Source organism: Corynebacterium amycolatum (assembly GCF_016889425.1).
GTDB lineage: Bacteria > Actinomycetota > Actinomycetes > Mycobacteriales > Mycobacteriaceae > Corynebacterium > Corynebacterium amycolatum.
In genome coordinates this window covers 1,111,047-1,127,173 of sequence record NZ_CP069513.1, presented here as the reverse complement: position 1 = coordinate 1,127,173, position 16,127 = coordinate 1,111,047, and the positions used below count along the sequence as shown (strand labels likewise).

Annotated in this window: 3 protein-coding genes, 6 rRNA genes and 1 pseudogene; 3 read left to right on the top strand and 7 right to left on the bottom strand. The window is 55.4% G+C overall.

Going from position 1 to position 16,127, the window contains the following annotated elements; genetic code table 11:
- Window positions 1–21 precede the first annotated feature (21 nt).
- Both I6J19_RS04955 and I6J19_RS04950 read left to right on the top strand, forming a co-directional pair.
- Window positions 22–1,725: a DNA repair helicase XPB gene (locus tag I6J19_RS04955; protein WP_038626430.1), complete on the top strand. Its 1,704-nt coding sequence runs from the start codon at window positions 22–24 to the stop codon at window positions 1,723–1,725.
- Between the two features lie 25 nt (window positions 1,726–1,750).
- A complete protein-coding gene (locus I6J19_RS04950) occupies window positions 1,751–2,392 on the top strand; it encodes a DUF3239 domain-containing protein (RefSeq protein WP_038626431.1) in 642 nt (213 codons plus the stop codon).
- 131 nt (window positions 2,393–2,523) lie between these two features.
- Here the strand turns inward: I6J19_RS04950 and I6J19_RS04945 are convergent, their stop codons facing one another.
- The 4 genes from I6J19_RS04945 to I6J19_RS04930 all read right to left on the bottom strand — a co-directional run bounded on the left by I6J19_RS04945 (window position 2,524) and on the right by I6J19_RS04930 (window position 9,121).
- Window positions 2,524–3,666, bottom strand: a complete 1,143-nt coding sequence (locus I6J19_RS04945; protein ID WP_070585953.1) for an alpha/beta hydrolase — start codon at window positions 3,664–3,666, stop codon at window positions 2,524–2,526.
- A 235-nt stretch (window positions 3,667–3,901) separates the two neighbouring features.
- Window positions 3,902–4,018 (bottom strand): 5S ribosomal RNA (gene rrf / locus I6J19_RS04940).
- Between the two features lie 107 nt (window positions 4,019–4,125).
- Window positions 4,126–7,215, bottom strand: a 23S ribosomal RNA gene (locus I6J19_RS04935).
- 386 nt (window positions 7,216–7,601) lie between these two features.
- Window positions 7,602–9,121 (bottom strand): 16S ribosomal RNA (locus tag I6J19_RS04930).
- Window positions 9,122–10,345: 1,224 nt separating this feature from the next.
- On the opposite strand from I6J19_RS04930, the pseudogene I6J19_RS11035 reads away from it, so the two are divergent.
- Window positions 10,346–10,546 (top strand): annotated as a pseudogene (locus tag I6J19_RS11035) (ClbS/DfsB family four-helix bundle protein); the annotation flags it as partial.
- A 251-nt stretch (window positions 10,547–10,797) separates the two neighbouring features.
- On the opposite strand, the gene rrf (I6J19_RS04920) reads toward I6J19_RS11035, so the two are convergent.
- The 3 genes from rrf (I6J19_RS04920) to I6J19_RS04910 form a co-directional block, all read right to left on the bottom strand.
- A 5S ribosomal RNA gene (rrf, locus tag I6J19_RS04920) occupies window positions 10,798–10,914 on the bottom strand.
- Window positions 10,915–11,021: 107 nt separating this feature from the next.
- Window positions 11,022–14,113 (bottom strand): 23S ribosomal RNA (locus I6J19_RS04915).
- 386 nt (window positions 14,114–14,499) lie between these two features.
- Window positions 14,500–16,019: ribosomal RNA gene (locus I6J19_RS04910) — 16S ribosomal RNA — on the bottom strand.
- Together the 16S, 23S and 5S rRNA genes form the textbook arrangement of a ribosomal RNA operon.
- Window positions 16,020–16,127: the final 108 nt, after the last annotated feature.

The following is a 16,127-nucleotide window of genomic DNA, read 5'->3' as shown; positions in this document are numbered from 1 at the left end:
TGTCTGCGAGGCGAGGAAGTAATGGGTTTCGGTACGGGTCCGCTGATCGTCCAATCGGATAAGACGGTGCTGCTGGAGGTCGATAATCCGGAGGCGGATGCGGCACGCGCGGCGCTGGCACCATTCGCGGAGCTCGAACGTGCTCCTGAACACGTGCACACCTACCGCATCACCCCGCTGGCGCTGTGGAATGCCCGCGCTGCCGGTCACGACGCGGAGCAGGTGGTCGATGTCCTCGAGCGCTATTCCAAGTTCCCCGTCCCCCAGCCACTGCTTATCGACGTCGCGGAGACCATGGACCGCTACGGTCGCCTGAGCCTGACCAAGCATCCAGCTCACGGCCTTATTCTGCTCTCACACGACCCCGCGGTACTGGCCGAGGTGACCAAGCACAAAAAGATTCGTCCGATGCTCGGCGAGCAAATCGATGCCGACACCTGGACCGTGCACCCCTCCGAGCGAGGCCGAATCAAACAGGAGCTGCTGAAGGTCGGCTGGCCTGCCAATGACACCGCCGGATACATCGACGGAGAGGCACACGCCATCGCCTGGCAGGATCAGGGCACCGGAGGCCACGACACCTGGGAACTGCGCGACTACCAACGCATGGCGGCCGATTCCTTCCGCGAAGGTGGCTCCGGCGTCGTGGTGCTGCCCTGCGGCGCAGGCAAAACAATCGTCGGAGCGGCGGCCATGGTAGACGCGCAGCGCACTACTTTGATCCTGGTCACCAACACCGTCGCCGGCAGGCAGTGGCGCGACGAGCTGCTGCGACGCACCTCGCTGACCGAGGACGAAATCGGCGAATACTCCGGCGAAAAGAAGGAAATTCGCCCCGTCACTATTGCGACCTACCAAGTGGTCACGCGCAAGACCAAGGGAGAATACCGCGCACTCGAGCTATTCGATTCCCGCGACTGGGGTCTCATCATCTACGACGAGGTCCACCTCCTGCCCGCTCCTGTGTTCCGAATGAGTGCGGATCTGCAGTCGCGCCGTCGACTGGGGCTCACCGCCACCCTGGTGCGCGAAGATGGCCGCGAGGGCGATGTCTTCAGCCTGATTGGCCCGAAGCGCTACGACGCCCCATGGAAGGACATCGAAGCTCAGGGCTGGATCGCGCCGGCTGACTGCGTTGAGGTCCGCGTGACCCCGACCGAGTCCGAGCGCATGCTCTACGCCACAGCTGAAGCCTCCGACAGGTATCGCCTGGCCGCAACGACGCCGACGAAGATTCCCGTCGTCAAGCAAATCCTTGCCCGACACGAGGGCGAACCCGCTCTGGTGATTGGTGCCTACTTGGATCAGCTCGAAGAGATTGGCGAGGAACTGGACGTCGATGTCATCGAAGGAAAGACGTCCAACGCCAAACGCGAGGAGCTCTTTGGGAAGTTCCGGCGCGGCGAGATCAACACGCTGGTGGTCTCCAAGGTTGCGAACTTCTCCATTGACCTTCCCGAGGCCTCTGTCGCCGTGCAAGTCTCCGGCACCTTCGGTTCCCGACAGGAGGAGGCGCAGCGTCTGGGGCGTCTCCTGCGCCCGAAGTCCGATGGTGGTGGCGCCGTCTTTTACTCGGTGGTAACTCGCGATACGCTCGATACTGAATATGCAGCTCATCGCCAGCGTTTCCTGGCGGAACAGGGCTACGCCTACCGAATCGTCGACGCAGATGAGTACCTCGGCCCAACCCTGCCCGGCGATTCCACCGCTAGCTCGGAATCCTAGAAAAATGGATAACTAAAGGACTGCCATGAACTTTCACTTCCCCGTCAACCGCGAGCACACCAACGCCAACAACGAGTACTACCGCGATGCCCGCCGACTGCTCATCTCCTCCGGCATTTTCTCTGCTCTGCTGCTCGTCGGCGCTGTGCTGGTTCTAGTAGTTTTCGACCGCACGCCGTTTGTTATCGGCAGCGCGGTTGTGCTTTTCGCCCTCGCGACTCTCTACGTCGGCGTTACCTTCCAGGTGCGACGCGCAATCAAGGATCCGCAAGAGCTTTACGACGAATCCCCGCTGGTTCCGGCCATGATTGCGCGTGTGGATGAGCGAACCATGGTGCTGATGACCTTGGTGGACATGCGTAAAAACCCCTCCGATGGAGAGCCCGTCCCGGCCCTGGCTACACGTACTGTCACCACGATTTCCGGGGTTCCCCGCCGCGTGGGCGCGAAGGTGCCAGCTGTTGCTGTGGCCGGCACGCATAAGAGCCGCACCGAGTTCTACGATGAAATCACCCCAGTGCCCCTCGCGTGGTCCACTCCTGACAAGTCAGTCATTGCCCAAGCCCAGCGCAATATTCCGGTCAACGATTGGAATGTCCTCGAACGCAACATCGACCGGGTGGAAGAGGTCCACGCAACGAAGCGCAACCTCCTGCCGCTGAACTAGTCGGGGCCTGTTCGCCCCCCGGCCTTCTGGCACTGAGCTGTTCTAGCTCCGCCCCCGGTTTCCCTACCGGCGCCCCCTCCGCAGCGCTCACATGCACAGCGAGAGCGCCATTGGGAACTGAAACGGGTTGGCTAGCTCTTGCCCCAGGACTCTTCATTCTGCCGGTCAATCGCTTCCTTATCGTATTCACCTGCCGGGTCCTCTGGCAGCTCACGTTCCGTGTGAGTGGCCTCTAAAATGAACCGCGCCGCGTCCGTAATCTGCTCTCGCTGAACCTTTGGAACCGCAATCTGGTGAGTTGCCAAGAATTCCGCCTGAGAGGCCTCTCCGCCCGACTCCTCGACCTTCTTCAGGTACTCGGTAGCTGGACGAACGACAGTATCGCGGGAGGCCGCTTGAACGTGGACACGCATGCTTCGCGACGGCTCATGCAATCCCGGTGACACTTCCTTTGCCGAATCGTCAGAGGTGCCGAAGAATGCCTGCAACCACACCGCAGGCGCACCACGCAAGTCTAGGGCCGGAGCAACGAGCAACAAAGCAACCGGCGTGTCCTGACTAATCTGGTTTACCGCGGAAACAACGTTGTGCCCGCCTGAAGAGACACCGTAGAGAACTATCGGGTTCTGATCTCTGATGGGCATTGCACCCAGTTTCTGAAGCTGCAACGAATCATCTGCGACAGATGTGACTACCCGCGCGATGTCATTGACGGCCTCAGACACCTTGTGCTCTGGTGCGAGCCGGTAGTCCACATCCACAACAATTGCGCCGGATCGGGCTGCCAGGGCCGCCATATTTGGGCCGAAGGAATTCTCACGCAGACTGCCGTCACCCATCCAGAAAGCGCCACCGTGTGCGGCAACTACCACAGATCCGGTTGGATCCTGCGGAACAAAAACTCGAACCGGAACGCTAGGACTATCCCCCACCGTCGTATCCGTTACTTCAACCTTGCCATCGGCATACGCAAGGTATGGCGAAGAATGGTTGACGGCCGCCCCCAAGACCATCATCGAACCGTGAATAATAGCGTCGGGCATACGAGCACCGCGGTCATTGACTGACGCACGAGCCTTCCTGATGTCTTCTTCAGAGGCACCCAACGGGACAACCTCGCTCAAGTAGGAATAGGCCGAGACGTGTTCTTCGAGCCATTCAATAAGCTGTTGCAGCTTACCCTCTTCGGTCGTTACGGGAGTGAAGTTGTCTTGAGCCTCGCCCTCAGAAGAAGCCAGGTTAACCACATCGGAGTTAGGTGTCTGATTAGTCATAGAGACAGTCTGCCACAGAGAACCCACGAGAATTCATCGAAATAGGAAACCGGGAATTTAATCGATCGTTTGCTAACTGAAAATCAACAGAATATTGGATGGGAAAAAGAATAGTATTTTGCGCTGTTTATTTTGTTTAATGTTGTTTACTTGTGGGTAAAACAAAAGCGGGCCGCAGCCACCACCCCACAACAACAAAGGGGAGCAACCACGACCCACAAACAAAAAATATTCATGCCGGCGGCGACCTACTCTCCCACACCCTCCCGAGTGCAGTACCATCGGCGCTGGTGGACTTAGCTTCCGGGTTCGGAATGGGACCGGGCGTGACCCCACCGCTAACACCACCGACAAAAACCAGGCAACAACCAACCCCACCACAAAACTTCGGGTGGGTGGTGTCATGCCAGACACTGAACAGTAGACGCGAGCAAAAACCCTAATTTTTCACACTCTCTTGTGTGTTGAATGTTTGGTCTATTAGTACCGGTCACCTCCACACCTTACGATGCTTCCAGATCCGGCCTATCAACCCCATCATCTATAGGGGACCTCAAAAGAAACCTAATCTTGGAACAGGCTTCCCGCTTAGATGCTTTCAGCGGTTATCCCTTCCGTACGTAGCCAACCAGCCATGCCCCAGGCGGGACAACTGGCACACCAGAGGTACGTCCATCCCGGTCCTCTCGTACTAGGGACAGCCTTCCTCAAGTTTCTACGCGCGCGGCGGATAGAGACCGAACTGTCTCACGACGTTCTAAACCCAGCTCGCGTGCCGCTTTAATGGGCGAACAGCCCAACCCTTGGGACCTACTCCAGCCCCAGGATGCGACGAGCCGACATCGAGGTGCCAAACCATCCCGTCGATATGGACTCTTGGGGAAGATCAGCCTGTTATCCCCGGGGTACCTTTTATCCGTTGAGCGACACCGCTTCCACAAGCCGGTGCCGGATCACTAGTCCCTAGTTTCCTACCTGCTCGACCTGTCAGTCTCACAGTCAAGCTCCCTTGTGCACTTACACTCAACACCTGATTGCCAACCAGGCTGAGGGAACCTTTGGGCGCCTCCGTTACTCTTTGGGAGGCAACCGCCCCAGTTAAACTACCCACCAGGCACTGTCCCTAACCCGGATCACGGGCCGAGGTTGAGATGTCCAATACGATCAGAGTGGTATTTCAACAACGACTCCACCCCAACTGGCGTTGAGGCATCACAGTCTCCCACCTATCCTACACAAACCGAACCGAACACCAATACCAAGCTATAGTGAAGGTCCCGGGGTCTTTTCGTCCTGCCGCGCGTAACGAGCATCTTTACTCGTACTGCAATTTCGCCGGGTCTGTGGTTGAGACAGCAGGGAAGTCGTTACGCCATTCGTGCAGGTCGGAACTTACCCGACAAGGAATTTCGCTACCTTAGGATGGTTATAGTTACCACCGCCGTTTACTGGGGCTTAAATTCTCCGCTTCGACCACAAATGATCTAACAGGTCCTCTTAACCTTCCAGCACCGGGCAGGCGTCAGTCCGTATACATCGACTTAAACGTCTTCGCACGGACCTGTGTTTTTAGTAAACAGTCGCTTCCCTCTATTCTCTGCGGCCACAACCAGCTCAACCACGTCGGTCACCAGTCATGGCCCCCCTTCTCCCGAAGTTACGGGGGCATTTTGCCGAGTTCCTTAACCACAGTTCTCCCGATCGCCTTAGTATTCTCTACCTGACTACCTGTGTCGGTTTCGGGTACGGGCCGTATATCCACATCGCTAGAGGCTTTTCTCGGCAGCATAGGATCACCAACTTCCCCAAATACGGGTACGCATCACGCCTCACCCACTGTGCTCCGGATTTACCTAGAACACGGGCCACACGCTTACACCACGATATCCATCACGTGGCACGGCTACCTTCCTGCGTCACCCCATCACTTGGCTACTACCAGTTCAGGTCCCCAGCATCACACACACCAACCAACCCAAAAGGCTAGTAAACGGCGCATGTTCAGGTGGGTTAGTATCCCTGATTCACCATGGGCGCGGACACACGGGTACGGGAATATCAACCCGTTATCCATCGACTACGCCTGTCGGCCTCGCCTTAGGCCCCGACTCACCCTGGGAGGATTAACCTGGCCCAGGAACCCTTAGTCATTCGGCGGAGGAGTTTTCCACTCCTCATTCGCTACTCATGCCTGCATTCTCACTCGCGCACACTCCACACTAGGGTTACCCCAGCGCTTTACAGCAGTCACGCGACGCTCCCCTACCCAACCACCACAAAAGATGATTGCCGCGGCTTCGGCGGTGTACTTGAGCCCCACTACATTGTCGGCGCAGAACCACTCGACCAGTGAGCTATTACGCACTCTTTCAAGGATGGCTGCTTCTAAGCCAACCTCCTGGTTGTCTTCGCGATCCCACATCCTTTTCCACTTAGCACACCCTTAGGGGCCTTAGCCGGCGATCTGGGCTGTTTCCCTCTCGACTACGAAGCTTATCCCCCGCAGTCTCACTGCCGTGCTCTCACCTGACCTGGCATTCGGAGTTTGGCTGATGTCGCTAAGATGATAGTCCCGCTAAACCAACCAGTAGCTCTACCTCCAGGAGGAAACACACGACGCTGCACCTAAATGCATTTCGGGGAGAACCAGCTATCACGGAGTTTGATTGGCCTTTCACCCCTACCCACAACTCATCCCCTCAGTTTTCAACCTAAGTGGGTTCGCGCCTCCACAGAGTCTTACCTCTGCTTCACACTGGCCATGGGTAGATCACCCCGCTTCGGGTCCAGGACATGCCACTAAAAACACACTAGTTAGTATTCGCTTTCGCTACGACTACCCCACCAAACGGGTTAACCTCGCGACATGCCGCTGACTCGCAGGCTCATTCTTCAAAAGGCACGCCATCACCCCACACGGAGGCTCTGACGGATTGTAAGCACATGGTTTCAGGTACTATTTCACTCCCCTCCCGGGGTACTTTTCACCATTCCCTCACGGTACTAATCCGCTATCGGTCATAAGCAGGTATTTAGGCTTACCGGGTGGTCCCGGCAGATTCACAGCAGATTCCACGAGCCCGCTGCTACTCGGGCAACACACCAATTGCAGATGCGAGTGTTTCACGTACCGGACTCTCACCGTCTACGGCAGGACATTCCAATCCACTTCCGCTACACCCACACACACGCAACGCAGGACTAGCAGACCCTGCAACAATGCATCCCCACAACCCCACGCACGCAAACCCTGCCAGGTATCACACGCACGCGGTTTAGCCTCATCCACGTTCGTTCGCCACTACTAACGGAATCACAATTGTTTTCTACTCCTACGGGTACTGAGATGTTTCACTTCCCCGCGTAACCACCAATTAGACTATGAATTCATCTAACGGCGACCGCCCACAACGACGGCCAGGTTTCCCCATTCGGACACCCTCGGATCAACGCTTAGTTGGCAGCTCCCCGAGGCCTATCGCAGCCTCTCACGTCCTTCATCGGCCTACTATGCCAAGGCATCCACCATGCGCCCTTACAACACAACACACAAATACTCAAGAACAATCACAAACAGAAAAACTGCTTGACAAAATCGAACTTACAGAAAAACAAGATGCTCGCGTCCACTATCCAGTTCTCACACAACACCCACACACCACAGAACAAACCACCACACAGCAGCCCGCCTGCAGCACGCAGCAACCTGTACAACAGGAACAACAACACGTGTGTCATCCCAGACACCCAACAGCGCACCAACAACCAACCAACACAAAAAAGGAAAGCACCTTAAACGTTTAATCATCACTTACACACGCGCAGACCACCATCACTTCAGCAGCCTGACCAGCAGGTGTTCCACCCAAAAAACAAAAAAGCCACACGCCACCAACACGATGACACATGACACAAAGAAAAAATAATCTCCTTAGAAAGGAGGTGATCCAGCCGCACCTTCCGGTACGGCTACCTTGTTACGACTTCGTCCCAATCGCCAATCCCACCTTCGACAGCTCCCTAACGAGTTTAGGCCACTGGCTTCGGGTGTTACCGACTTTCATGACGTGACGGGCGGTGTGTACAAGGCCCGGGAACGTATTCACCGCAGCGTTGCTGATCTGCGATTACTAGCGACTCCGACTTCACGGGGTCGAGTTGCAGACCCCGATCCGAACTGAGACCGGCTTTACGGGATTAGCTCGCCCTCACGGACTGGCAACCCACTGTACCGACCATTGTAGCATGTGTGAAGCCCTGGACATAAGGGGCATGATGATTTGACGTCATCCCCACCTTCCTCCGAGTTAACCCCGGCAGTTTCTTACGAGTCCCCACCACAACGTGCTGGCAACATAAGACAAGGGTTGCGCTCGTTGCGGGACTTAACCCAACATCTCACGACACGAGCTGACGACAACCATGCACCACCTGTATACAAGCCACAAGGGAAACACCATCTCTGGCGCGATCCTGTATATGTCAAGCCCAGGTAAGGTTCTTCGCGTTGCATCGAATTAATCCACATGCTCCGCCGCTTGTGCGGGCCCCCGTCAATTCCTTTGAGTTTTAGCCTTGCGGCCGTACTCCCCAGGCGGGGCGCTTAATGCGTTAGCTACGGCACGGATCCCGTGGAAGGAAACCCACACCTAGCGCCCACCGTTTACGGCATGGACTACCAGGGTATCTAATCCTGTTCGCTCCCCATGCTTTCGCTCCTCAGCGTCAGTTACTGCCCAGAGACCCGCCTTCGCCACCGGTGTTCCTCCTGATATCTGCGCATTTCACCGCTACACCAGGAATTCCAGTCTCCCCTACAGTACTCAAGTTATGCCCGTATCGCCTGCACGCCCGGAGTTAAGCCCCGGAATTTCACAGACGACGCGACAAACCACCTACGAGCTCTTTACGCCCAGTAATTCCGGACAACGCTCGCACCCTACGTATTACCGCGGCTGCTGGCACGTAGTTAGCCGGTGCTTCTTCTCCATCTACCGTCAGAAACCCTTCGTCGATGGTGAAAGGAGTTTACAACCCGAAGGCCGTCATCCCCCACGCGGCGTCGCTGCATCAGGCTTCCGCCCATTGTGCAATATTCCCCACTGCTGCCTCCCGTAGGAGTCTGGGCCGTGTCTCAGTCCCAATGTGGCCGTCCACCCTCTCAGGCCGGCTACCCGTCGCCGCCTTGGTAGGCCATTACCCCACCAACAAGCTGATAGGCCGCGGGCCCATCCCACACCGAAAAAACTTTCCACCACAGCATCCACACCATGGTCCTATCCGGTATTAGACCCAGTTTCCCAGGCTTATCCCGAAGTGCAGGGCAGGTCACCCACGTGTTACTCACCCGTTCGCCACTCGTGTACCCCAGCAAGCTGGAGCCTTACCGTTCGACTTGCATGTGTTAAGCACGCCGCCAGCGTTCGTCCTGAGCCAGGATCAAACCCTCCATCAAAAACCCTTCAAATCAGAAGAATCACAAAACAATGAAAGGCCCAAAAACCTGACAAAAACAAAACAAACAACCACCACACACCACAACAGTGCGCGGCCTGGCCGTTATCCAAAAAACGTTCCCTCTCCCGAACCGACGAGGCCAAAAGAAAAAGGAACAAAACCATGATCTTTCCCACAAATGAAAAAACCACGCGAAAAGCACCCAAACAAGGCGCCGCCACGCAATCCATCACCCGCAAGCACAAAAGGACCCAAAACAAACAAAGGCCCCCGGCACCCACCAGCAACACACACGCAAACGACAACCAAACAAGCACTTTCCCAAAAAAGTATTAGTTAGTACATCGGCACACTATTGAGTTCTCACACAACACACACCCACAAAACAACCACCACAACCAAGCAGCAGCCACCCCGCGAGCAGCAAAAGAAGACTTTACCTTCACTACAAACACAAGTCAAACCGACCGTGAATACAAAGTAAACTCTCCCCCGCATCACCACAACAAGCGATCACATCGCCCTGTCGCGCTGACCCCGGATACATTACACACACTTCACACATAAAGCGAACCCGCAGGCCACGGAGCATTTTTATAACGCGCATCAGCATATGAACAGCTATAAGCGATCTAACTACAACATGTGCGAGGCAGCAGGTGAAGCGTACTGGATTTAGTTCCTACTACAGCCCTGAAACTCGACCGAGCGTGATCACATTCGACGGTTGCTATTACAGCGCTCTAACTAAGGGAGCCGACAGTCCCTACAAGGCAAAACTGATTAATGCTCAAGACGCGTGGGCATAGTTCGGAGAAGGTGGGTTTGCGACTTTACGGAGGATACATTGCTAAAGCAATATGCACATTCACAAAGTGCTGGACTGACCACACCACGGGAAGCACAACGTAGAACCATCTCGTCCATCCCGTCAACTCAGGCTCGTAAAAGCGGAACTAAGCCCAGGACGCTTAAACATACGCATGAATACATCGGATAAAGAGTCCTTGACAGAAGATGTCTGGTGAAGTCTCATGAATGCGGAAGCGAACTTGGAGCAGACATCGCTAAGCGCGGAAGCCTACTCAGCTGCGAGCTCGAGGATATTCCCGATAATGGTTGGAAAATGCTGGTTGAGAGGATTAACCGCACGCCCCGGCAGATTATCGCGTAATAGCTGGGCTGGATCAAACTACTGCTTAGCTAGGAACGAGAAGAGCAAACTGGCAAGGAGGTGGTGGCTCCAGACCCTGATTTCAAATGGAGTCAGCTAGGTGGTTTGTCCGAGCCGTTCTACCAACATTGCGAGCTGACGCCGCCACAAAATCTGATCAATAGGTACGACATTCTGCTCGACGAGGCAACCCAACTGGTAGCTTGCCTGACCGGGTCGCAGCTGTTTGAGTCAAGGCAGCGATTGTGACACGACGGACGTATTTGGTTTTGATTTGCCCGTGGGTCTACTGCCGGTCGACTAGGGGCCCTCATATCAACCACGACAAGACCGACCTGATAGCCCCCTAAGCCGAAAGAGAGCATCAGCACTAGAAGGTTAGCTTATGCTGTTTATTTTGTTTAATGTTGTTTACTTGTGGGTAAAACAAAAGCGGGCCGCAGCCACCACCCCACAACAACAAAGGGGAGCAACCACGACCCACAAACAAAAAATATTCATGCCGGCGGCGACCTACTCTCCCACACCCTCCCGAGTGCAGTACCATCGGCGCTGGTGGACTTAGCTTCCGGGTTCGGAATGGGACCGGGCGTGACCCCACCGCTAACACCACCGACAAAAACCAGGCAACAACCAACCCCACCACAAAACTTCGGGTGGGTGGTGTCATGCCAGACACTGAACAGTAGACGCGAGCAAAAACCCTAATTTTTCACACTCTCTTGTGTGTTGAATGTTTGGTCTATTAGTACCGGTCACCTCCACACCTTACGATGCTTCCAGATCCGGCCTATCAACCCCATCATCTATAGGGGACCTCAAAAGAAACCTAATCTTGGAACAGGCTTCCCGCTTAGATGCTTTCAGCGGTTATCCCTTCCGTACGTAGCCAACCAGCCATGCCCCAGGCGGGACAACTGGCACACCAGAGGTACGTCCATCCCGGTCCTCTCGTACTAGGGACAGCCTTCCTCAAGTTTCTACGCGCGCGGCGGATAGAGACCGAACTGTCTCACGACGTTCTAAACCCAGCTCGCGTGCCGCTTTAATGGGCGAACAGCCCAACCCTTGGGACCTACTCCAGCCCCAGGATGCGACGAGCCGACATCGAGGTGCCAAACCATCCCGTCGATATGGACTCTTGGGGAAGATCAGCCTGTTATCCCCGGGGTACCTTTTATCCGTTGAGCGACACCGCTTCCACAAGCCGGTGCCGGATCACTAGTCCCTAGTTTCCTACCTGCTCGACCTGTCAGTCTCACAGTCAAGCTCCCTTGTGCACTTACACTCAACACCTGATTGCCAACCAGGCTGAGGGAACCTTTGGGCGCCTCCGTTACTCTTTGGGAGGCAACCGCCCCAGTTAAACTACCCACCAGGCACTGTCCCTAACCCGGATCACGGGCCGAGGTTGAGATGTCCAATACGATCAGAGTGGTATTTCAACAACGACTCCACCCCAACTGGCGTTGAGGCATCACAGTCTCCCACCTATCCTACACAAACCGAACCGAACACCAATACCAAGCTATAGTGAAGGTCCCGGGGTCTTTTCGTCCTGCCGCGCGTAACGAGCATCTTTACTCGTACTGCAATTTCGCCGGGTCTGTGGTTGAGACAGCAGGGAAGTCGTTACGCCATTCGTGCAGGTCGGAACTTACCCGACAAGGAATTTCGCTACCTTAGGATGGTTATAGTTACCACCGCCGTTTACTGGGGCTTAAATTCTCCGCTTCGACCCCACAAGGAATCTAACAGGTCCTCTTAACCTTCCAGCACCGGGCAGGCGTCAGTCCGTATACATCGACTTAAACGTCTTCGCACGGACCTGTGTTTTTAGTAAACAGTCGCTTCCCTCTATTCTCTGCGGCCACAACCAGCTCAACCACGTCGGTCACCAGTCATGGCCCCCCTTCTCCCGAAGTTACGGGGGCATTTTGCCGAGTTCCTTAACCACAGTTCTCCCGATCGCCTTAGTATTCTCTACCTGACTACCTGTGTCGGTTTCGGGTACGGGCCGTATATCCACATCGCTAGAGGCTTTTCTCGGCAGCATAGGATCACCAACTTCCCCAAATACGGGTACGCATCACGCCTCACCCACTGTGCTCCGGATTTACCTAGAACACGGGCCACACGCTTACACCACGATATCCATCACGTGGCACGGCTACCTTCCTGCGTCACCCCATCACTTGGCTACTACCAGTTCAGGTCCCCAGCATCACACACACCAACCAACCCAAAAGGCTAGTAAACGGCGCATGTTCAGGTGGGTTAGTATCCCTGATTCACCATGGGCGCGGACACACGGGTACGGGAATATCAACCCGTTATCCATCGACTACGCCTGTCGGCCTCGCCTTAGGCCCCGACTCACCCTGGGAGGATTAACCTGGCCCAGGAACCCTTAGTCATTCGGCGGAGGAGTTTTCCACTCCTCATTCGCTACTCATGCCTGCATTCTCACTCGCGCACACTCCACACTAGGGTTACCCCAGCGCTTTACAGCAGTCACGCGACGCTCCCCTACCCAACCACCACAAAAGATGATTGCCGCGGCTTCGGCGGTGTACTTGAGCCCCACTACATTGTCGGCGCAGAACCACTCGACCAGTGAGCTATTACGCACTCTTTCAAGGATGGCTGCTTCTAAGCCAACCTCCTGGTTGTCTTCGCGATCCCACATCCTTTTCCACTTAGCACACCCTTAGGGGCCTTAGCCGGCGATCTGGGCTGTTTCCCTCTCGACTACGAAGCTTATCCCCCGCAGTCTCACTGCCGTGCTCTCACCTGACCTGGCATTCGGAGTTTGGCTGATGTCGCTAAGATGATAGTCCCGCTAAACCAACCAGTAGCTCTACCTCCAGGAGGAAACACACGACGCTGCACCTAAATGCATTTCGGGGAGAACCAGCTATCACGGAGTTTGATTGGCCTTTCACCCCTACCCACAACTCATCCCCTCAGTTTTCAACCTAAGTGGGTTCGCGCCTCCACAGAGTCTTACCTCTGCTTCACACTGGCCATGGGTAGATCACCCCGCTTCGGGTCCAGGACATGCCACTAAAAACACACTAGTTAGTATTCGCTTTCGCTACGACTACCCCACCAAACGGGTTAACCTCGCGACATGCCGCTGACTCGCAGGCTCATTCTTCAAAAGGCACGCCATCACCCCACACGGAGGCTCTGACGGATTGTAAGCACATGGTTTCAGGTACTATTTCACTCCCCTCCCGGGGTACTTTTCACCATTCCCTCACGGTACTAATCCGCTATCGGTCATAAGCAGGTATTTAGGCTTACCGGGTGGTCCCGGCAGATTCACAGCAGATTCCACGAGCCCGCTGCTACTCGGGCAACACACCAATTGCAGATGCGAGTGTTTCACGTACCGGACTCTCACCGTCTACGGCAGGACATTCCAATCCACTTCCGCTACACCCACACACACGCAACGCAGGACTAGCAGACCCTGCAACAATGCATCCCCACAACCCCACGCACGCAAACCCTGCCAGGTATCACACGCACGCGGTTTAGCCTCATCCACGTTCGTTCGCCACTACTAACGGAATCACAATTGTTTTCTACTCCTACGGGTACTGAGATGTTTCACTTCCCCGCGTAACCACCAATTAGACTATGAATTCATCTAACGGCGACCGCCCACAACGACGGCCAGGTTTCCCCATTCGGACACCCTCGGATCAACGCTTAGTTGGCAGCTCCCCGAGGCCTATCGCAGCCTCTCACGTCCTTCATCGGCCTACTATGCCAAGGCATCCACCATGCGCCCTTACAACACAACACACAAATACTCAAGAACAATCACAAACAGAAAAACTGCTTGACAAAATCGAACTTACAGAAAAACAAGATGCTCGCGTCCACTATCCAGTTCTCACACAACACCCACACACCACAGAACAAACCACCACACAGCAGCCCGCCTGCAGCACGCAGCAACCTGTACAACAGGAACAACAACACGTGTGTCATCCCAGACACCCAACAGCGCACCAACAACCAACCAACACAAAAAAGGAAAGCACCTTAAACGTTTAATCATCACTTACACACGCGCAGACCACCATCACTTCAGCAGCCTGACCAGCAGGTGTTCCACCCAAAAAACAAAAAAGCCACACGCCACCAACACGATGACACATGACACAAAGAAAAAATAATCTCCTTAGAAAGGAGGTGATCCAGCCGCACCTTCCGGTACGGCTACCTTGTTACGACTTCGTCCCAATCGCCAATCCCACCTTCGACAGCTCCCTAACGAGTTTAGGCCACTGGCTTCGGGTGTTACCGACTTTCATGACGTGACGGGCGGTGTGTACAAGGCCCGGGAACGTATTCACCGCAGCGTTGCTGATCTGCGATTACTAGCGACTCCGACTTCACGGGGTCGAGTTGCAGACCCCGATCCGAACTGAGACCGGCTTTACGGGATTAGCTCGCCCTCACGGACTGGCAACCCACTGTACCGACCATTGTAGCATGTGTGAAGCCCTGGACATAAGGGGCATGATGATTTGACGTCATCCCCACCTTCCTCCGAGTTAACCCCGGCAGTTTCTTACGAGTCCCCACCACAACGTGCTGGCAACATAAGACAAGGGTTGCGCTCGTTGCGGGACTTAACCCAACATCTCACGACACGAGCTGACGACAACCATGCACCACCTGTATACAAGCCACAAGGGAAACACCATCTCTGGCGCGATCCTGTATATGTCAAGCCCAGGTAAGGTTCTTCGCGTTGCATCGAATTAATCCACATGCTCCGCCGCTTGTGCGGGCCCCCGTCAATTCCTTTGAGTTTTAGCCTTGCGGCCGTACTCCCCAGGCGGGGCGCTTAATGCGTTAGCTACGGCACGGATCCCGTGGAAGGAAACCCACACCTAGCGCCCACCGTTTACGGCATGGACTACCAGGGTATCTAATCCTGTTCGCTCCCCATGCTTTCGCTCCTCAGCGTCAGTTACTGCCCAGAGACCCGCCTTCGCCACCGGTGTTCCTCCTGATATCTGCGCATTTCACCGCTACACCAGGAATTCCAGTCTCCCCTACAGTACTCAAGTTATGCCCGTATCGCCTGCACGCCCGGAGTTAAGCCCCGGAATTTCACAGACGACGCGACAAACCACCTACGAGCTCTTTACGCCCAGTAATTCCGGACAACGCTCGCACCCTACGTATTACCGCGGCTGCTGGCACGTAGTTAGCCGGTGCTTCTTCTCCATCTACCGTCAGAAACCCTTCGTCGATGGTGAAAGGAGTTTACAACCCGAAGGCCGTCATCCCCCACGCGGCGTCGCTGCATCAGGCTTCCGCCCATTGTGCAATATTCCCCACTGCTGCCTCCCGTAGGAGTCTGGGCCGTGTCTCAGTCCCAATGTGGCCGTCCACCCTCTCAGGCCGGCTACCCGTCGCCGCCTTGGTAGGCCATTACCCCACCAACAAGCTGATAGGCCGCGGGCCCATCCCACACCGAAAAAACTTTCCACCACAGCATCCACACCATGGTCCTATCCGGTATTAGACCCAGTTTCCCAGGCTTATCCCGAAGTGCAGGGCAGGTCACCCACGTGTTACTCACCCGTTCGCCACTCGTGTACCCCAGCAAGCTGGAGCCTTACCGTTCGACTTGCATGTGTTAAGCACGCCGCCAGCGTTCGTCCTGAGCCAGGATCAAACCCTCCATCAAAAACCCTTCAAATCAGAAGAATCACAAAACAATGAAAGGCCCAAAAACCTGACAAAAACAAAACAAACAACCACCACACACCACAACAGTGCGCGGCCTGGCCGTTAT